The sequence below is a fragment of the Mycobacterium tuberculosis complex sp. N0072 genome, assembly GCF_030323725.1.
GTDB classification, from domain to species: Bacteria; Actinomycetota; Actinomycetes; order Mycobacteriales; family Mycobacteriaceae; genus Mycobacterium; species Mycobacterium tuberculosis.
On the sequence record NZ_CP040689.1, the window covers coordinates 4,218,952 to 4,237,539 of the forward strand.

Sequence of the window (18,588 nt, forward strand, 5' to 3'; positions counted from 1 at the left end):
GAGAGAATTTTCCGCCGCACCTAGACCTCGGGCCCTGCTAACGCGCATACTGCCGAAGCGGTCCTCAATGCCGATGGACCGCTACGACAGGCAAAGGAGCACAGGGTGAAGCGTGGACTGACGGTCGCGGTAGCCGGAGCCGCCATTCTGGTCGCAGGTCTTTCCGGATGTTCAAGCAACAAGTCGACTACAGGAAGCGGTGAGACCACGACCGCGGCAGGCACGACGGCAAGCCCCGGCGCCGCCTCCGGGCCGAAGGTCGTCATCGACGGTAAGGACCAGAACGTCACCGGCTCCGTGGTGTGCACAACCGCGGCCGGCAATGTCAACATCGCGATCGGCGGGGCGGCGACCGGCATTGCCGCCGTGCTCACCGACGGCAACCCTCCGGAGGTGAAGTCCGTTGGGCTCGGTAACGTCAACGGCGTCACGCTGGGATACACGTCGGGCACCGGACAGGGTAACGCCTCGGCAACCAAGGACGGCAGCCACTACAAGATCACTGGGACCGCTACCGGGGTCGACATGGCCAACCCGATGTCACCGGTGAACAAGTCGTTCGAAATCGAGGTGACCTGTTCCTAACCTAAAGCGTGTCGATGCGGGCTGTGAACAGCGCGTCGGAGCCGGGCAGTCAGGCCTAGCGCGGCGACGATTCGAGCGGTTGCCATCCGTCAAGTGGCAACCGCACCGCAAACTCGGTATATCCGGGTGAGCTACTCACGGTGATCGTTCCGTTGTGCGCCTTGACCACAGCGGAGACGATCGCCAGGCCGAGCCCGGTGCTACCGGCTTGGCGGGACCGTGACGTATCGCCGCGGGCGAACCGCTCGAAAACCTCGGACTGCAGCGCGGCCGGAATACCCGGCCCATTGTCGATCACCTGCAGCACGACGTGCGTCGGCCCGGTGCTCAAGCGCGTCGTCACGATCGTGCCGGGACCGGTGTGCACGCGGGCGTTGGCCAGCAGGTTGGTCACCACCTGGTGCAACCGTGCCGCATCACCCGGGATGACCACCGGTTCGGGGGGCAGGTCGAGCGCCCACTGGTGATCTGGTCCGGCAACATGAGCGTCGCTGACCGCGTCAACCGCAAGCCGCGACATGTCCACCGGTCCGCGTTCCAGCGGCCGCCCCGAGTCCAGACGCGCCAGCAGCAGCAGGTCCTCGACGAGACGTGTTATCCGCTCGGTCTCCGATGCCACCCGGCTCATCGCGTGTGCGACGGCCTCGGGATCGTCCCCTATCCGCTGCGTCAATTCCGTGTAACCACGGATCGCCGCAAGGGGAGTTCGCAGTTCATGACTGGCATCGGCAACGAACTGGCGCACACGGGTTTCACTGGCCTGCCGCGCCGACAGTGCGGCAGCGATGTGGTCGAGCATCCGGTTGAGCGCCGACCCGAGTTGCCCCACCTCGGTGGAGGGGTTTGCGTCAGGTTCGGGCACCCGGACCGGTAGCTTGACCTCGCCGCGATCCAACGGTAGGTCGACGACTTCGCTCGCGGTTTGCGCGACGCGCCGCAACGGCGCCAGCGCCCGCTTGATGATGACGATTCCGGCGGTCGTCGCGGCGACCAACGCAATCACCGTGACGATTCCGAAAATGATCAGCATCTGCAACATCGTGGCGTCGACGTTGCCCATCGACAGGCCGGTGACGATGACGTCGTGCCCGTTTCGGCTCGGAGCGGCCAGCACACGGTACCGGCCCAGACCGTCGAGATCCAGGGTCAGCGGTGTGCGGCTGCCGGCGATCCGTTCCAGCTGGGACCGGCCGGTTGACGTCAACGCCGCCCGCGAACCACTGCCGGTCAGATATCCGGCGGCGACCGTCGTGCCGTCGCTGACCACCGCCGCCACCATCCCGGCCGGCTGGCCCGGAGCATCGAGAAACCTCGGACCGGGGCCCGACCGGATGTAGTTGTGCGTCTCGCGCCGCCAGGGCGGACGGGGCATTTTCTCCGGATACATCAACACCGAGCGGTACGACGTTCCGCCGAGTTGGTTGTCAAGTTGTGCCACCAGATGACGACGCAGCGCCATTTCGGTTGCCGCGGTGATTCCCACACACACCACGGCGAGGACGACAACCTGTCCGACCAGGAGCCGCAGCCGAAGCGACCAAATTCGCGGACTGCTAGCGGGCCGGCTTGAGCACATAGCCGGCGCCGCGCAGCGTGTGAATCATGGGTTCGCGACCGTTGTCGATCTTTTTGCGCAGGTACGAGATGTACAGCTCCACGATATTGGACCGGCCGCCGAAGTCGTAACTCCAGACGCGGTCCAGAATCTGGGCTTTGCTCAGCACCCGCTTGGAGTTGTGCATCATGAACCGCAGCAGCTCGAACTCGGTGGACGTCAACGACACCGGTTCGCCGGCGCGCATCACCTCGTGGCTGTCTTCGTCCAGCACCAAGTCTCCGACCACTAGCTGGGCACCGCTGTCGACTGTCGTCACCCCCGTGCGACGCAGTAACGCCCGCAGCCGAAGCACGACCTCCTCGATGCTAAACGGCTTGGTGACGTAGTCGTCGCCCCCCGCGGTCAACCCAGCTATACGATCTTCCACCGCGTCCTTGGCCGTCAGCAGTAGAACCGGCAGGCCTGGATTCTCGCTGCGCAACTTGTGCAGCACGTCAAGACCGCTCATGTCAGGCAACATCACGTCGAGCACAACCACATCGGGCCGCTGGCGGCGGGCCGCCGCAATCGCCGACGATCCGTCACCGGCGGTGGTGATGTTCCAACCTTCATACCGCAATGCCATGGACACCATCTCGGCCAGAACGGGTTCGTCGTCGACCACCAGCACAGTGACCGGTTGGCCATCGGCGCGCCGCATTACGACACGCTCAACCGAGATGCGGTGCTGCGTCACAGCGTCAAGTATCCGCACACGGCTGAGCAGACGCCATGCGGATCCTATGTGCGCGCTATGAAACCCGATTTGGGGCACGTTCGGAGCCTGCCAGCGGGCCGGATCCGGGCGGTACCCCACTCACGTCGGCGCGCATGTTGGTACCAGTAGCGGCTGCTGGCGACCGGGCTGCTGAAGCAAATCCCGCTGCCACGCTTGAGGCAGCGTCCCGGACCAACGCCAATTGGTCGCTCTCCGTCGCCGTTGTGGAAGTCGCCGACCCGGACAGTTCGATCAGACATAGCCAAGGATCGGTAGCATGACGATACGCATTCCGATAGCGGGGAATTGAGGTGCCGTGACAGACACTTTGTTCGCAGATGTCTCCGAATATCAAGTGCCCGTGAATAACTCGTATCCCTACCGAGTGCTGTCGATCCGCGTCTGCGACGGCACCTATCGGGATCGTAATTTCGCGCACAACTACCGATGGATGCGCTCGGCATTCGACAGCGGGCGACTCACATTCGGAATCGTCTACACCTACGCCCGTCCGAATTGGTGGGCCAATGCCAACACCGTGCGCTCGATGATCGACGCAGCGGGCGGCTTGCATCCCCGGGTCGCGCTGATGCTGGATGTCGAATCAGGCGGGAACCCGCCCGGTGACGGGTCGAGCTGGATCAACCGGCTGTACTGGAACCTGGCAGACTACGCCGGCTCGCCCGTGCGAATCATCGGTTATGCCAACGCCTACGACTTCTTCAACATGTGGCGTGTTCGCCCGGCGGGCCTGCGCGTCATTGGCGCGGGTTATGGTTCCAATCCGAACCTTCCCGGACAAGTGGCGCACCAGTACACCGACGGCAGTGGGTATAGCCCCAATCTTCCACAGGGCGCTCCACCGTTCGGTCGATGCGATATGAACTCTGCCAACGGACTAACACCGCAACAGTTTGCCGCCGCATGCGGCGTCACAACGACCGGAGGACCGCTGATGGCACTCACCGACGAAGAACAAACCGAACTACTGACCAAAGTCCGCGAGATATGGGACCAACTGCGCGGGCCCAACGGCGCCGGGTGGCCTCAGCTCGGACAGAACGAACAGGGCCAGGACCTCACTCCGGTTGACGCGATAGCGGTGATCAAGAACGACGTGGCGGCCATGCTCGCGGAATAGCCCGCGATCTCCGTCAGCTCGTGGCCCGCTGCGCGGATACGAAAAGGTTTGGCGGGATTGAGTCTTCGCCACTGTGAGGGATGCTGCGGCCATACCGAGCCAGCAGCTCGGGCAACGTTGCCGTCGACACGTCCCAGCCACGTTCACGCAGCCACTCGGCGACCGCGGTGCGCTGCTCTGCATACCAGAGGTCATCGACATCTGATATCTCAGTTTCGACCAGCTTGGCTGCCGCGGCCCGCATCCGCCGCATGTCCGCACGCTGGCGTCGCATTCGCTCAGGGTCGAGAAAACCGGCGCCGGGGACGTTGGACGCCAACCAACTGCCCGGCCTGCTGAGCGCATCGATACGCTCGAACAACAGATCCTGAGCCCGCGCCGGCAGGTACCGCACCAACCCTTCGGCTAACCACGCACACGGCTTCGATGGGTCAAATCCGGCTTTCTGCAGTGCCTTTGGCCAGTCCTGACGAAGGTCTATGGGAACGTTCACCAGCTGCGAAGCCGGCTGCGCGCCATGCTGGCGCAACGTGGCTGATTTGAATTCCAGCACCTTGGGCTGGTCCAGCTCGTACACCACGGTGCCGTCCGGCCAGGGCAGCCGCCAGGCACGCGAGTCCAGGCCCGAGGCGAGGATCACTACTTGCCTCACCCCAGCGTCGGCGGTAGCCAGGAAATACTCGTCGAAAAACGCGGTCCGGGCGGCCATGAAATCGATCATCTGCTGTATCGGCGCCCGCAGGTCCGGGTCGAGGTCGGTCGCACCGGCCAGCAACGTGCGATTCGTGTACATGCTCCATATCCCGTCGCCGGCCGCGTCCACAAAGATCCGCGCGAACGGATCGTTGATCAATGGGTTGTCGCTCTCGGTCTCGGCCGCACGCGCCGCCGCCACACCCAGTGCGGTGGCGCCCACGCTCTCGGTAATGGCCCAGGAATCGTTGTCGGTCCGCGGCACAGTTAATCCTCCCCCAGGCCGGAAACGTCAGTTTTGCAAACTATTCTTCCAGCCGCCGAGGGGCCCGCGCGCTCGTCAAGAGTGTCCTACGCTTTCTCCCAGATGGTCTACAGGTTGCAGAGGAGCGCGATGGGGTCCACGCCGCCACGTACGCCGCAGGAGGTATTCGCCCACCACGGCCAGGCGCTCGCCGCGGGCGACCTCGATGAGATCGTCGCCGACTACGCCGACGACTCCTTTGTCATCACTCCGGCCGGTATCGCGCGCGGCAAGGAAGGTATTCGCCAACTGTTCGTCAAGTTGCTCGACGACATACCAAACGCACTGTGGGACTTAAAGACCCAAATCTTCGAGGGCGACATACTGTTCCTGGAGTGGACCGCGAATTCCGCGGTCAGCCGAGTCGACGACGGAGTCGATACTTTCGTATTCCGAGACGGCACGATCTGGGCGCATACCGTCCGGTACACCCCGCACCCCAAGACCTGACGTTTCGAGCAGGTGGCGGATGTGGACCTCGAGGCGGTCGCCTATTACCGATCAGACCGAGGCACTGTTGTCTGACGCGGGCGGATACCCCCAGGGGGCGCGTTCCTCGCCGCGCACGAAGTCGGTAGGTTGCAGCCGCACTTTGCGGAGGAACCGCCTGCTGATCTGCCGGATAGGATGAGCCCGTGACGACGCTGAAGGAGCTTGGAGCACGGGTCGCCGCTCTGGAAGCGAACCAGGCCGACTATCGAGCCGTCCTCGCGGCCGTCAACCCGCCGGGCGCCAACCAGCGAGAAATCGCGACGACCGTCCGGGAACACACCGGACGACTGGACCGCGTGACGACCAAAGTCGGCCAGCTCGCGGCCAAGTCCGACGACACCAATGCGCGGGTGCGGTCTCTGGAAGAGGGACAGGCCGAGATCAAGGACCTTCTGCTCCGCGCCCTCGACAAGTGATTCTCCGAATGGCTGCGCGATTTTTTGAGCCCGGCATCGAACGGTGATCTGTGGTCGGTGAATCCGCGACACGCCGTGGTTTCGGGTCGTGCCGGATGGCGTCAAATGGCCAGCTCAGAACACCTTTCGAGACCACGATTTTCGAGACCACGATCAGGTGCTGTTGCAGGCTCTCCTAAAGCCGTAGGGCGTGTTTGAACCGCACCATGATGGGGTGCGCGGACATCGGTTGGCGATACGGGCTCGAGGTTGCAGATCCTGTCCGCGCTCGTGGCCGGCACCCGAGCGACCCTGTCGAAGACCGCGCCTTGATTACCTGGCGGTGAGCGCGAGCCGCCTGACCAGGGCCGCGAAGCACAGCGGCGCCAGCAGCCAGGTCAGCTGCATGGCCGCTGTCACCGGGTGACCACGAAACCAGAACATCACCGGGTTGAACCACAGGTCGTCGACGTAGGACCAGGTCCCGGCGAGGATCGCCGACAACTCCACGGCCAGGGCCGTGAGCTGTCCCCAGAGCACCTGGACGGTCAGGCCGAGGGCGCCCGCGGGCTCGCCCGTGAGCGCTCGCGCCAGCAGCCAGCCCATGGTCAGGAGGGCACCATCCCACACGGAGTGGGCGAGCAGGAACACCACGGTGGGGAGCGGGAGCGGCGTGGCCCACTCGATGATCGGGGTGTTGGTCCAAGCGCTGAGCCCGAACACCGGCAGCTCCCAGACCAGACCGATGAGCGTGCCGAGCAACAGCATCCGCGCGAGCTCGGGTCGAGTCCTTCGAGCGCGCAGCATGAGCACCACGACCGCGAGCGCGACGAGCAGGTCGGCTACGTAGTAGCCATGGGCGAGGGGATCGTTATCCATAAGCGTGTTCTGTTGTATGCCACTAAGCATCGTATTTGCCTCCGCGAACCTTGGTGAGCAACAGTGACGAACAGTGACGGCGAGCCGCCAGTTGACCCGCACGTGGGCACAACGGCGAGCTTCCCGCACCGATGGCTACGAACCCCGGCCACGCAACGCTATGCGGTCGCCAGCCAGCTGGGCGCGCAGGATCCGTTGGATCGCCCCAGCGGTACGGTCCGGGTTCTCGGGGCGCAGCGCCACCGCCAACTCCAGCACCTCGACCGGGGTGCGCAGCGTGCACTGGCACGGGTTTGGGCACCAAGGCGTCGAACCCACCGGCGCGCCAGTCCCTAATTCCTAATCCAGCGGTCGATGGTATGCCGGCTGATCCGAACCTTCCGCCCGAACGGGTCGGTGTGCTCACGGGAGGCCAGCTCGCGCACCATCTTTCCCCGCTCCTTGGTGGAATGCGCTGCATCGGCGGCCTCCCGGATCAACTGATACCGAAACAATCCGATCGCCCTCGCGCGCTCCGCGCGCACCTCGCCTTATCATCGCCGACCGCCACCGGCCGCTCCTTTCCGTTTGGTGTCCCGTGAACACACGACAGCGCACAGGATTACGGCCCAATCGGCGGTTAGGGCAGGGTCGACTCGTGTTGCACCCACTCGCCGGGTCACCCCGGCGCCACCAGCCGCCCACCCGATACCGCCACCGCCGTCTCGGCCAGCGACACCGTGGACAGCGCGAACTGGCACTCGATCACGGTCACGACCGCGGCGATCACCGTCACCGCATAGGCGAACACCCCGACGGCCGCATCCGGCATCACCGGATCCGGATCCACCGCGCGCAACATGACGGTGAACACCGACCGAACCGCCTCGGCACGCTCGGCAAAGCGACGCAGCCAACCCCGCACCGTCTCGGCCGGGCGAGCCAAATCCGCGGCGATGCGGCGGAACCCGACCTGGCTCAAGGCCTTCTCCGCCGGCGCGGGCACAGCTCCACCACGTATGTGCGCTCGCAGCCCGACATGCTGGCCGACGGCGCGCAGAGTTGGGCACGAGTTGTGACAATCCGTGACAGCTTTCCCGGCGCCTGATACCAACGGAACGCGTTTGCGCTAGTAAAGAGCGCGCCCGAAGAGATTCGAACTCCCAACCTTCTGATCCGTAGTCAGATGCTCTATCCGTTGAGCTACGGGCGCTTGTCTTCAGTTGTGTCCCCTAAAGGACTGCGGAGGCGAGAGGATTTGAACCTCCGGTCCCCTTGAAGGGGGACAACTCATTAGCAGTGAGCCCCATTCGGCCGCTCTGGCACGCCTCCATGGACTTCCCGAGAGTACCCGGACTCCCCGAGCCGCCGGAGGCCTAGCGTACACAGCCGCCACATATGCTGTCGACGTGACCGCCCGCCTGCGACCCGAGCTGGCTGGGCTGCCGGTTTATGTGCCCGGCAAAACGGTGCCGGGCGCCATCAAGCTGGCCAGCAACGAAACCGTGTTCGGCCCGCTGCCCAGCGTCCGTGCCGCCATCGACCGGGCTACCGACACGGTCAACCGCTACCCCGACAACGGCTGCGTGCAGCTCAAGGCCGCGCTGGCCCGGCATCTTGGCCCGGACTTCGCTCCCGAGCACGTCGCCGTCGGTTGCGGCTCGGTCAGCCTCTGCCAGCAACTCGTTCAGGTCACCGCCTCGGTTGGTGACGAAGTGGTCTTCGGCTGGCGCAGCTTTGAGCTCTATCCACCACAGGTCCGGGTCGCCGGCGCTATCCCCATCCAGGTGCCGTTGACCGACCACACGTTCGACCTCTACGCCATGCTCGCCGCGGTCACCGACCGCACCCGGCTGATCTTCGTGTGCAACCCCAACAATCCGACCTCCACCGTCGTCGGTCCGGACGCGCTGGCCCGCTTCGTCGAGGCGGTTCCGGCGCACATCCTGATCGCCATCGACGAGGCGTATGTGGAGTACATCCGGGACGGCATGCGGCCCGACAGCTTAGGCCTGGTTCGCGCACACAACAATGTCGTTGTGCTGCGTACGTTTTCGAAAGCGTACGGCCTGGCGGGGTTGCGGATCGGCTACGCGATCGGCCACCCCGACGTCATAACCGCGCTGGACAAGGTCTACGTGCCATTTACCGTGTCGAGTATCGGGCAGGCCGCGGCCATCGCGTCCCTGGACGCCGCCGACGAGCTGCTGGCCCGTACCGACACCGTGGTTGCCGAGCGCGCCCGCGTCAGCGCCGAGTTGCGTGCTGCCGGGTTCACGCTGCCGCCATCGCAGGCCAACTTTGTCTGGCTTCCGCTGGGATCCCGCACCCAAGACTTCGTGGAGCAGGCCGCCGATGCACGCATCGTGGTCCGCCCGTACGGCACGGATGGCGTTCGGGTCACCGTCGCCGCACCAGAGGAGAACGACGCGTTCCTGCGGTTCGCCCGCCGCTGGCGGAGCGACCAATGAGCGTGGCCCGTAAGAAAATTCGACGCCCACGCTCGAGCGTCACGGCTATCTGGCCGGGTTGCGGCCGGTGAACGCGATCAGCCGCTCCAGCGCCCCGCCATCTTCCGGCACGTCGACCGGTTCATTGAAACCGGCCACACTACGTTCCTCCGGCTTGATGAGCTTTCGTGCCAGCTCTAGGACGTATTCGGCCAACGAATCGGCAGCCTTCAGCTCACTCCCGACGGCGACCGCGTAATCCCAGGCGTGCACCAGAAATTCGACCGAGAAGACCGAGACGGCAACCTTGGCCGACATCGAGCCGGGACCCAGCGATACGTCTCCTTCCAGACCGTGACGGTGCCAGGCGTCCAGGGCCGAACGGGCGGCGCCGCTCACCAGGCGCTCCACAGAGTCAATGTCCGCACGCAGTGAGAATTCCGCGCCGACCATGCCGCCGAGGACCATGATTGAGTTGAGCAAATGCTCGGTTAGTTTTTTTCACGTCGTACCCCGGGCACGGTGTCTGCTTGGCCTTGTCCTGGCGGCCGATGGTGTGCAGCACTTGCTGCAGCACCTGCAGCGCGGCTTCCGCGCACGCCAGCTCGTCGGTCGGTGGGGAATCTGGTCCGGGTCGCGATTCAGGCGGCATACTGGCCACGCTACGGTCTGGGCATGGGCGAAACCTACGAATCCGTCACCGTCGAAACCAAGGACCAGGTCGCGCAGGTGACGCTGATCGGGCCGGGCAAGGGCAACGCGATGGGGCCCGCATTCTGGTCGGAGATGCCCGAGGTGTTCCATGCCCTGGACGCCGACCGTGAGGTGCGGGCCATCGTCATCACCGGATCGGGCAAGAACTTCAGCTACGGCCTGGACGTACCGGCCATGGGCGGAATGTTCGCCCCGTTGATCGCCGACGGCGCGCTGGCCCGCCCACGCACGGACTTCCACACCGAAATACTGCGCATGCAGAAGGCGATCAACGCCGTCGCCGACTGCCGCACCCCCACGATCGCGGCCGTCCAGGGTTGGTGCATCGGCGGCGCCGTCGACCTGATCTCCGCGGTCGACATCCGGTATGCCAGCGCCGACGCGAAGTTCTCGGTGCGCGAGGTCAAGCTAGCGATTGTTGCCGACATGGGCAGCCTGGCGCGCCTTCCACTAATCCTGAGCGACGGCCATCTACGAGAACTCGCGCTGACCGGCAAAAATATCGACGCGGCCCGCGCCGAGAAGATCGGCCTGGTCAACGACGTCTACGATGACGCCGACCAGACGCTGGCCGCGGCCCACGCGACTGCCGCCGAGATCGCCGCCAACCCACCTTTGGCGGTCTACGGCATCAAGGACGTTCTCGACCAACAACGCACGTCCGCCGTCTCGGAGAACCTGCGCTATGTCGCCGCCTGGAACGCCGCGTTTCTGCCGTCCAAGGACCTCACCGAAGGTATTTCCGCGACGTTCGCCAAGCGCCCGCCCCAGTTCACCGGCGAGTAGACCCGGCGACCATGCGCGCTGGCGACGGCAAGATCCGTGTCCCGGCCGACCTAGACGCCGTCACGGCAACCGGCGAAGAGGACCACTCCGAAATCGACGGTGCGGCCGTCGACCGGATCTGGCGGGCCGCACGCCATTGGTATCGGGCCGGTATGCATCCCGCGATCCAGTTGTGCATTCGGCACCATGGGCGGGTCGTGCTCAACCGCGCGATCGGGCACGGCTGGGGCAACGCCCCCACCGATGAGGCCGATGCCGAGAAGATCCCGGTGACGACTGACACCCCGTTCTGCGTGTACTCGGCGGCCAAGGCGATCACGGCGACCGTTGTACACATGCTCGTCGAGCGCGGACACTTCGCGCTCGACGACCGCGTCTGCGAGTACCTGCCCTCCTACACCAGTCATGGCAAGCACCGCACCACGATCCGGCACGTGCTGACCCACAGCGCAGGCGTCCCGTTTCCCACCGGGCCCCGACCCGACGTCAGACGCGCGGACGACCATGAATACGCGGTGGAAAGGCTCGGCGAACTACGGCCGCTATATCGGCCCGGACTGGTACACATCTACCACGCGCTGACCTGGGGTCCGTTGATGCGTGAGATCGTCTACGCGGCCACCGGCAAGGAAATCCGCGAGATCCTGGCCACCGAGATCCTCGACCCGCTGGGCTTTCGGTGGACCAACTTCGGCGTCGCCGAGCGCGATGTGCCGCTGGTCGCGCCCAGTCACGCCACCGGGCGGCAGCTGCCGCCGGTGATCGCCGCGGTGTTCCGCAAGGCGATCGGCGGAACCGTGCACGAGATCATCCCCTATACGAACACCCCGTTCTTCCTCAGCACCATCCTCCCGTCGTCCAACACTGTGTCAACGGCCAACGAGCTGTCCCGCTTTATGGAAATCCTGCGCCGCGGTGGCGAACTCGACGGTGTTCGTGTACTGAGTCCCGAGACGCTGCGCGGCGCGGTGACGGAATGCCGGCGCTTGCGACCGGACTTCGCCACCGGGCTGATGCCGCTTCGCTGGGGCACCGGGTTCATGCTGGGGTCCGCCAAGTACGGGCCGTTCGGGCGCAACGCGCCGGCGGCATTCGGCCATCTCGGTCTGGTCAACATTGCGGTTTGGGCCGACCCCGAACGAGCTCTGTCGGGCGGTTTGATCAGTAGCGGCAAACCCGGTAGGGACCCCGAGGCTGGGCGCTACGGCGCCCTGCTGAACGCCATTACCGCCGAAATACCACGGGCATCGTCGGGCTGATCTGCCCACGAGCACGCCACGCCGCCCTAACCGAGCCGGACGGCTTTGTCGTGCCGGTCACATGTCGGCCTGTTGCCTTATGTCAAGATGCGCCGCCGTACGCGCGCATTATCAACGAGTCAACGTGGTCGGTGCAGACCTGCTATACTCGAACGTATGTTCGAGATATCGTTGTCGGACCCGGTGGAGCTGCGCGATGCCGACGATGCCGCGCTGCTTGCCGCAATCGAGGACTGCGCGCGTGCCGAGGTGGCCGCCGGCGCCCGCCGCCTGTCAGCGATCGCCGAACTCACCAGCCGGCGCACCGGCAATGACCAGCGGGCCGACTGGGCGTGCGACGGCTGGGACTGCGCGGCCGCCGAGGTGGCCGCCGCACTGACCGTAAGCCACCGTAAGGCCTCCGGGCAGATGCATCTGAGCCTCACCCTAAACCGACTGCCCCAGGTGGCGGCGTTGTTTTTGGCCGGGCAGCTCAGCGCGCGGCTGGTGTCGATCATCGCCTGGCGCACCTACCTGGTTCGCGACCCCGAAGCGCTGAGTCTGCTCGATGCCGCCCTGGCCAAACACGCCACAGCGTGGGGTCCGCTGTCGGCCCCCAAACTGGAAAAGGCTATCGACTCCTGGATTGATCGGTACGATCCCGCCGCACTGCGACGCACCCGTATCTCGGCCCGCAGCCGCGACCTGTGCATCGGTGATCCCGACGAAGATGCCGGCACCGCCGCACTATGGGGCCGGTTGTTTGCCACCGACGCCGCCATGCTGGATAAGCGCCTCACCCAGCTGGCCCACGGCGTCTGCGACGACGATCCCCGAACCATCGCCCAGCGGCGCGCCGATGCGCTGGGCGCGCTGGCCGCCGGCGCTGATCGGCTTACCTGCGGCTGCGGTAATTCCGACTGCCCATCCAGTGCCGGCAACCACCGGCAGGCAACCGGTGTGGTCATCCACGTCGTCGCCGACGCGGCAGCACTAGGCGCTGCACCTGACCCACGCCTATCCGGCCCGGAACCCGCGTTGGCACCCGAAGCACCCGCCACCCCGGCGGTCAAGCCGCCGGCCGCGCTGATCAGCGGCGGGGGTGTGGTGCCCGCGCCACTGCTGGCCGAGCTGATCCGCGGTGGGGCCGCCCTCAGCCGCGTGCGCCATCCCGGCGATCTGCGATCGGAGCCGCACTACCGGCCGTCGGCCAAGCTGGCCGAATTCGTCCGGATCCGAGACATGACCTGCCGATTCCCCGGCTGCGACCAGCCCACCGAATTCTGCGACATCGACCACACACTGCCCTACCCACTCGGGCCCACCCACCCGTCCAACCTGAAATGCCTCTGCCGCAAACACCACCTTCTCAAGACCTTCTGGACCGGCTGGCGTGATGTGCAACTGCCCGACGGCACCATCATCTGGACCGCGCCCAACGGCCACACCTACACCACTCATCCCGACAGCCGAATCTTCTTACCTAGCTGGCACACCACCACCGCCGCACTACCCCCAGCACCATCCCCGCCAGCCATTGGTCCCACTCACACCCTGCTGATGCCACGACGGCGCCGGACCCGAGCGGCCGAGCTGGCCCACCGCATTAAACGCGAACGCGCCCACGTCACCCAACGCAACAAGCCACCCCCAAGCGGCGGGGATACAGCGGTGGCGGAGGGATTTGAACCCCCGGACGGTGTTAGCCGTCTCTCGCTTTCAAGGCGAGTGCATTAGGCCGCTCTGCCACGCCACCGCTGATAAGGGTAACGAGCCGGTAGCGTGACCATCATGCGTGCCGTCGTCGCCGAATCCTCAGATCGACTGGTATGGCAGGAAGTCCCCGACGTGTCGGCTGGGCCGGGCGAAGTGCTCATCAAGGTTGCCGCTTCCGGTGTCAACCGCGCCGACGTGCTACAGGCCGCCGGCAAATATCCGCCGCCCCCGGGAGTAAGCGACATCATCGGCCTGGAGGTGAGCGGCATCGTCGCTGCGGTCGGTCCCGGGGTTACCGAATGGTCTGCCGGACAAGAGGTTTGCGCCTTGCTTGCCGGCGGCGGCTATGCCGAATACGTTGCCGTTCCGGCCGACCAGGTGCTGCCGATTCCGCCGAGCGTCAACCTGGTCGACTCAGCCGCCCTGCCCGAAGTGGCGTGCACGGTGTGGTCGAACCTGGTGATGACCGCTCATCTGCGGCCGGGTCAGCTGGTGCTGATTCACGGCGGGGCCAGCGGCATCGGCAGCCACGCGATCCAGGTGGCCCGCGCCCTGGCAGCACGGGTGGCGATCACCGCCGGCTCACCGGAGAAACTGGAGCTCTGTCGCGACCTGGGCGCCCAAATCACCATCAACTACCGCGACGAGGATTTCGTCGCGCGGCTGAAGCAAGAGACCGATGGTAGCGGCGCTGACATCATCCTCGACATCATGGGAGCGTCCTACCTGGACCGCAATATCGACGCGCTGGCCACCGACGGCCAGCTGATAGTCATTGGCATGCAGGGCGGGGTGAAGGCCGAGCTCAACCTGGGCAAGCTGCTCACCAAGCGGGCGCGCGTCATCGGTACCACGCTGCGGGCCCGGCCGGTCAGCGGCCCGCACGGCAAGGCGGCCATCGCCCAGGCGGTGGCGGCCTCGGTCTGGCCGATGATCGCCGCGAACCGGGTCCGGCCCGTCATCGGCACCCGGCTGCCCATCCAACAGGCGGCACAAGCGCATGAACTGATGTTGTCGGGCAAGACGTTCGGAAAGATTCTGCTGACGGTATAGGCGAACCTCGCGGCCGGATCAACCTAGCGACGCCAGCGCGCGCACCAGCTGGTCGACTTCGGCCATCGTCGAGTAATGCGCCAGCCCGACGGTGACCGCGCCGCCGACGTCGTTGACGCCCAGCACGTCGAGCACGCGTGAGCCGGTGTTGGCGATCGCGAGAATTCCGTTGTCCGCCAGCCGCTGCACCACGCGGTCAGCCGGCACCTTGTGGACCGCGAAGCTGACCACCGGTATCTGTGCTTCCGGGCGACCGATCAGCATCACCAATGGCAGCGAGCGCAACGACACCATCAGATAGTCGAAGACCCGGTTCAGGTACGCGTCAGCAGATTGCATCGACACCGCTAGTCGTTCGCGTCTGCTGCCGCGAGCCGACTCGTCGAGCGCCGCCAGGTACTCAATGCTGGCGACCACACCAGCCAGCAGACCAAACTGGTGCACGCCGATCTCCAGGCGCGCCGGCCCGGTGGCATACGGATTGGTCGAAACCGATCCGAAGGAATTCATCACTGACGGGTCACGGAAAACCATCGCCCCAATCGGCGGACCACCCCAGGCATGCGCATTCACCGTCACCACGTCGGCGTCGGTTTCTCTGATATCGAGCAACCGATACGGCGCGGCCGCGGAATGGTCGACCACCACCAGTGCCCCCACGTCGTGCACCAGTTTGGTCATCGCCCGCAGATCGGTGACCCCGCCCAGCGTTCCGGATGCGGAGTTGACGGCGACCAGCCTGGTTGACTTGCTGATCAGGCTCTCCCACTGCCACGTCGGCAGCTCGCCGGTCTCGATGTCGACCTCGGCCCACTTAACCTTGGCGCCGTAGCGGTGCGCCGCCCGCAGCCACGGAGCGATGTTGGCCTCGTCGTCAAGACGACTGACGATCACTTCGTATCCCAGCCCGGCGCGTGAGGACGACGCTTCGGCCAGCAACGACAGCAGCACCGCCCGGTCGGCGCCCAGCACCACGCCGCCCGGGTCAGCGTTGACCAGATCGGCCACCGCTTCACGGGCGGCGTCGAGTACCGCCGCGCTACGCCGCGCCGACGGGTGAGCACCCACTGTGCTAGCGCCCGACCGGCGGAAGGCCGTCGACACGGTGGTCGCGACGGAATCGGGAATCAGCATTCCGGCCGGTGCATCGAAGTGCACCCATCCGTCACCCAGCGATGGGTGCAATCCGCGCACCCGGGCGACGTCGTATGCCATGCCAGCCACCTTAGAACTCGGGTGTCCTAGACGTCCCAGCCCGCCCGGGCTTCCCTGAGCCATGTCACCCGGCCAGCCATACTAATCGAGTGGGCCTGTGGTTCGGTACGCTAATCGCTTTGATTTTGCTGATAGCGCCGGGGGCAATGGTTGCTCGCATCGCCCAGCTGAGGTGGCCGGTCGCCATCGCGGTTGGCCCGGCGCTGACATACGGCGTGGTGGCACTCGCGATCATCCCCTATGGCGCGCTCGGAATTCCCTGGAACGGTTGGACCGCGCTGGCCGCCTTGGCGGTGACGTGCGCTGTAGCGACCGGTTTGCAGCTACTGCTTGCCCGTTTTCGGGACCTCGACGCCGAGGCACTTGCGGTTAGCCGCTGGCCCGCGGTTACGGTCGCCGCCGGGGTGCTGCTGGGCGCCCTGTTGATCGGATGGGCCGCATATCGCGGCATACCGCACTGGCAGTCCATCCCCAGCACCTGGGACGCGGTCTGGCACGCCAACACCGTACGTTTCATCCTGGACACCGGCCAGGCGTCCTCGACTCACATGGGGGAGCTTCGCAACGTCGAGACCCATGCCCCGTTGTACTACCCGTCGGTGTTCCACGGGCTGGTCGCGGTGTTCTGCCAGTTAACCGGCGCGGCACCCACCACCGGCTACACACTGAGTTCGCTGGCCGCCTCGGTCTGGCTGTTTCCGGTCAGTGCAGCCGTTCTCACCTGGCGCGCGGTGCGCTCACACCCGGGCGCGCTGTGGTCGGCCTCCTGCGCCTCGGCAGAGTGGCGCGCCGCCGGAGCGGCGGGCACCGCCGCGGCACTCTCGGCGTCGTTCACCGCGGTGCCCTACGTCGAGTTCGATACCGCCGCTATGCCCAACCTGGCGGCCTACGGCATCGCGGTGCCGACGATGGTGCTGATCACCTCGACATTGCGGCACCGCGACCGCATCCCGGTGGCCGTGCTAGCGCTGGTCGGCGTCTTCTCACTGCACATTACCGGCGGTATCGTCGTAGCGCTGTTGGTGTCGGCCTGGTGGCTTTTCGAGGCACTGCGGCATCCTGTGCGATCAAGGCTGGCCGACCTGTTGACGCTGGCCGGCGTGGCAGCGATGGCCGGGTTGGTCATGTTGCCGCAGTTCTTGAGCGTCAGGCAGCAGGAAGACATCATCGCCGGACACGCTTTTCCCACCTATCTCAGCAAGAAGCGTGGGCTGTTCGACGCTGTTTTCCAGCACTCCCGCCATCTCAACGACTTCCCGGTCCAGTACGCGCTCATTGTGTTGGCCGCCATCGGCGGGCTCATTCTGCTGGTCAAGAAGATCTGGTGGCCGCTGGCGGTTTGGCTGCTGTTGATTGTGATGAACGTCGACGCGGGAACACCGTTGGGCGGACCTATCGGAGGGGTGGCCGGCGCACTCGGCGAGTTCTTCTATCACGATCCGCGCCGCATCGCGGCGGCCACAACCCTGCTGTTGATGCTGATGGCAGGTGTGGCGCTGTTCGCGACAGTCATGTTGCTAGTGGCCGCGGCGAAACGACTGACCGACCGTTTCAGACCCCAGCCGGTGTCTGTCTGGGCATCGGCGACCGCGACACTACTGATCGGAGCCACTCTGGTCAGTGCGTGGCATTACTTTCCCCGGCACCGATTTCTGTTCGGCGACAAGTACGACTCGGTGATGATCGACCAGAAAGATCTCGACGCCATGGCATACCTGGCGAGTTTGCCCGGCGCACGCGACACGTTGATTGGCAACGCCAACACGGACGGCACCGCGTGGATGTATGCCGTGGCCGGCCTACACCCGCTGTGGACCCACTACGACTACCCGCTGCAACAGGGCCCGGGCTATCACCGGTTCATCTTCTGGGCCTATGGCCGCAACGGGGAGAGCGATCCTCGGGTACTCGAGGCCATCCAAGTCCTCCGTATCCGCTATATCCTGACCAGCACTCCGACGGTGCGGGGGTTTGCCGTGCCGGACGGACTAGTGTCGTTAGAGACATCGAGGTCGTGGGCGAAGATCTACGACAACGGCGAGGCCCGAATCTACGAATGGCGCGGCACTGCCGCAGCAACACACTCCTAGAAGGTGCGTAAGAGGATGGTGATTGGATTGAGTACCGGCAGCGACGACGACGACGTCGAGGTCATCGGCGGCGTCGACCCGCGGCTGATAGCGGTGCAGGAGAACGACTCCGACGAGTCGTCGCTGACCGACCTGGTCGAGCAGCCCGCCAAGGTGATGCGCATCGGCACCATGATCAAGCAACTGCTCGAGGAGGTTCGCGCCGCCCCACTCGACGAAGCCAGCCGCAATCGGCTACGCGATATCCACGCCACCAGCATCCGCGAACTCGAAGATGGTCTGGCCCCGGAACTGCGCGAGGAGCTCGACCGGCTTACCCTGCCGTTCAACGAGGACGCCGTGCCCTCGGACGCCGAGTTGCGCATTGCCCAGGCACAGCTGGTCGGCTGGCTGGAAGGGCTGTTCCACGGCATCCAAACCGCGCTATTTGCTCAGCAAATGGCGGCGCGCGCGCAGCTGCAACAAATGCGCCAGGGTGCGCTGCCGCCCGGGGTCGGCAAGTCGGGCCAGCACGGCCACGGCACCGGACAATACCTGTAAGCC

Annotated in this window: 16 protein-coding genes, 3 tRNA genes and 3 pseudogenes; 11 read left to right on the plus strand and 11 right to left on the minus strand. The window is 65.5% G+C overall.

Going from position 1 to position 18,588, the window contains the following annotated elements; translation table 11 throughout:
* Positions 1 to 105: 105 nt before the first annotated feature.
* A complete protein-coding gene (gene lpqH / locus FF952_RS19800; RefSeq protein WP_003420544.1) occupies positions 106 to 585 on the plus strand; it encodes a lipoprotein LpqH in 480 nt (159 codons plus the stop codon).
* A gap of 55 nt (positions 586 to 640) precedes the next feature.
* Here the strand turns inward: lpqH and tcrY are convergent, their stop codons facing one another.
* Complete coding sequence (gene tcrY / locus FF952_RS19805; protein WP_031652448.1) at positions 641 to 2,161, minus strand: two-component system sensor histidine kinase TcrY; 1,521 nt, start codon at positions 2,159 to 2,161, stop codon at positions 641 to 643.
* A complete protein-coding gene (tcrX, locus tag FF952_RS19810) occupies positions 2,139 to 2,843 on the minus strand; it encodes a two-component system response regulator TcrX (protein ID WP_003420552.1) in 705 nt (234 codons plus the stop codon). The genes tcrY and tcrX overlap by 23 nt, the downstream gene beginning before the upstream one ends.
* A gap of 373 nt (positions 2,844 to 3,216) precedes the next feature.
* On the opposite strand from tcrX, the gene FF952_RS19815 reads away from it, so the two are divergent.
* A complete protein-coding gene (locus FF952_RS19815; RefSeq protein WP_003912342.1) occupies positions 3,217 to 4,041 on the plus strand; it encodes a glycoside hydrolase family 25 domain-containing protein in 825 nt (274 codons plus the stop codon).
* 13 nt (positions 4,042 to 4,054) lie between these two features.
* Here FF952_RS19815 and FF952_RS19820 read toward each other — a convergent pair whose 3' ends face one another.
* A complete protein-coding gene (locus tag FF952_RS19820; protein ID WP_003420557.1) occupies positions 4,055 to 4,999 on the minus strand; it encodes a class I SAM-dependent methyltransferase in 945 nt (314 codons plus the stop codon).
* 129 nt (positions 5,000 to 5,128) lie between these two features.
* On the opposite strand from FF952_RS19820, the gene FF952_RS19825 reads away from it, so the two are divergent.
* Both FF952_RS19825 and FF952_RS19830 read left to right on the plus strand, forming a co-directional pair.
* A complete protein-coding gene (locus FF952_RS19825) occupies positions 5,129 to 5,488 on the plus strand; it encodes a nuclear transport factor 2 family protein (protein WP_003420560.1) in 360 nt (119 codons plus the stop codon).
* A 185-nt stretch (positions 5,489 to 5,673) separates the two neighbouring features.
* A complete protein-coding gene (locus FF952_RS19830) occupies positions 5,674 to 5,946 on the plus strand; it encodes a hypothetical protein (RefSeq protein ID WP_003420563.1) in 273 nt (90 codons plus the stop codon).
* Between the two features lie 312 nt (positions 5,947 to 6,258).
* Here FF952_RS19830 and FF952_RS19835 read toward each other — a convergent pair whose 3' ends face one another.
* The 5 genes and pseudogenes from FF952_RS19835 to FF952_RS19855 all read right to left on the minus strand — a co-directional run bounded on the left by FF952_RS19835 (position 6,259) and on the right by FF952_RS19855 (position 8,115).
* Positions 6,259 to 6,834 carry a hypothetical protein gene (locus FF952_RS19835; RefSeq protein ID WP_003420565.1) on the minus strand — a complete coding sequence of 192 codons (576 nt, stop codon included), beginning with the start codon at positions 6,832 to 6,834 and terminating at the stop codon, positions 6,259 to 6,261.
* A 144-nt stretch (positions 6,835 to 6,978) separates the two neighbouring features.
* Positions 6,979 to 7,354: pseudogene (locus tag FF952_RS19840) on the minus strand (helix-turn-helix domain-containing protein); the annotation flags it as partial.
* Positions 7,355 to 7,462: 108 nt separating this feature from the next.
* The gene (locus FF952_RS19845) at positions 7,463 to 7,789 is read right to left on the minus strand and encodes a hypothetical protein (protein ID WP_003420573.1); all 327 of its coding nucleotides are present in this window, start codon (positions 7,787 to 7,789) and stop codon (positions 7,463 to 7,465) included.
* Between the two features lie 134 nt (positions 7,790 to 7,923).
* A tRNA-Arg gene (locus FF952_RS19850) sits at positions 7,924 to 7,996 on the minus strand.
* A gap of 30 nt (positions 7,997 to 8,026) precedes the next feature.
* Positions 8,027 to 8,115: transfer RNA gene (locus tag FF952_RS19855), tRNA-Ser, on the minus strand.
* A gap of 77 nt (positions 8,116 to 8,192) precedes the next feature.
* Between FF952_RS19855 and FF952_RS19860 the strand changes: the two genes are divergently transcribed.
* Positions 8,193 to 9,254 (plus strand): aromatic amino acid aminotransferase, encoded by a 1,062-nt coding sequence (locus tag FF952_RS19860; protein ID WP_003420576.1) that lies wholly within the window; start codon positions 8,193 to 8,195, stop codon positions 9,252 to 9,254.
* 45 nt (positions 9,255 to 9,299) lie between these two features.
* Here FF952_RS19860 and FF952_RS19865 read toward each other — a convergent pair.
* A pseudogene (locus tag FF952_RS19865) lies at positions 9,300 to 9,885 on the minus strand (TIGR03086 family metal-binding protein).
* A 23-nt stretch (positions 9,886 to 9,908) separates the two neighbouring features.
* Between FF952_RS19865 and FF952_RS19870 the strand changes: the two are divergent.
* The 3 genes and pseudogenes from FF952_RS19870 to FF952_RS19880 form a co-directional block, all read left to right on the plus strand.
* A complete protein-coding gene (locus tag FF952_RS19870) occupies positions 9,909 to 10,733 on the plus strand; it encodes a crotonase/enoyl-CoA hydratase family protein (protein ID WP_003420587.1) in 825 nt (274 codons plus the stop codon).
* 11 nt (positions 10,734 to 10,744) lie between these two features.
* Positions 10,745 to 11,992, plus strand: coding sequence for a lipase LipE (gene lipE, locus FF952_RS19875; RefSeq protein WP_003420590.1), 1,248 nt, complete (start codon positions 10,745 to 10,747; stop codon positions 11,990 to 11,992).
* Positions 11,993 to 12,148: 156 nt separating this feature from the next.
* Positions 12,149 to 13,153: pseudogene (locus tag FF952_RS19880) on the plus strand (DUF222 domain-containing protein); the annotation flags it as partial.
* A gap of 487 nt (positions 13,154 to 13,640) precedes the next feature.
* On the opposite strand, the gene FF952_RS19885 reads toward FF952_RS19880, so the two are convergent.
* A tRNA-Ser gene (locus FF952_RS19885) sits at positions 13,641 to 13,727 on the minus strand.
* Between the two features lie 35 nt (positions 13,728 to 13,762).
* Here FF952_RS19885 and FF952_RS19890 point away from each other — a divergent pair.
* A complete protein-coding gene (locus FF952_RS19890; protein ID WP_003917958.1) occupies positions 13,763 to 14,740 on the plus strand; it encodes an NAD(P)H-quinone oxidoreductase in 978 nt (325 codons plus the stop codon).
* A gap of 18 nt (positions 14,741 to 14,758) precedes the next feature.
* On the opposite strand, the gene FF952_RS19895 is transcribed toward FF952_RS19890, so the two are convergent.
* On the minus strand, positions 14,759 to 15,955 hold the full coding sequence (locus tag FF952_RS19895) for a cysteine desulfurase-like protein (protein ID WP_003420595.1): 1,197 nt from the start codon (positions 15,953 to 15,955) through the stop codon (positions 14,759 to 14,761).
* Positions 15,956 to 16,044: 89 nt separating this feature from the next.
* Between FF952_RS19895 and FF952_RS19900 the strand changes: the two genes are divergently transcribed.
* Positions 16,045 to 18,045 (plus strand): DUF6541 family protein, encoded by a 2,001-nt coding sequence (locus FF952_RS19900; protein WP_003420597.1) that lies wholly within the window; start codon positions 16,045 to 16,047, stop codon positions 18,043 to 18,045.
* Positions 18,046 to 18,048: 3 nt separating this feature from the next.
* On the plus strand, positions 18,049 to 18,585 hold the full coding sequence (bpa, locus tag FF952_RS19905; protein WP_003899690.1) for a proteasome activator protein Bpa: 537 nt from the start codon (positions 18,049 to 18,051) through the stop codon (positions 18,583 to 18,585).
* Positions 18,586 to 18,588 lie beyond the last annotated feature (3 nt).

Bases quoted from the DNA above. Each gene is read 5' to 3' on its own strand.
- tcrY (WP_031652448.1), bottom strand. From the start codon at position 2,161: ATGTGCTCAAGCCGGCCCGCTAGCAGTCCGCGAATTTGGTCGCTTCGG.
- tcrX (WP_003420552.1), bottom strand. From the start codon at position 2,843: ATGCGGCGCGCCGATGGCCAACCGGTCACTGTGCTGGTGGTCGACGAC.
- FF952_RS19825 (WP_003420560.1), top strand. From the start codon at position 5,129: ATGGGGTCCACGCCGCCACGTACGCCGCAGGAGGTATTCGCCCACCAC.
- FF952_RS19835 (WP_003420565.1), bottom strand. From the start codon at position 6,834: ATGCTTAGTGGCATACAACAGAACACGCTTATGGATAACGATCCCCTC.
- FF952_RS19870 (WP_003420587.1), top strand. From the start codon at position 9,909: ATGGGCGAAACCTACGAATCCGTCACCGTCGAAACCAAGGACCAGGTC.
- lipE (WP_003420590.1), top strand. From the start codon at position 10,745: ATGCGCGCTGGCGACGGCAAGATCCGTGTCCCGGCCGACCTAGACGCC.
- FF952_RS19890 (WP_003917958.1), top strand. From the start codon at position 13,763: ATGCGTGCCGTCGTCGCCGAATCCTCAGATCGACTGGTATGGCAGGAA.
- FF952_RS19895 (WP_003420595.1), bottom strand. From the start codon at position 15,955: ATGGCATACGACGTCGCCCGGGTGCGCGGATTGCACCCATCGCTGGGT.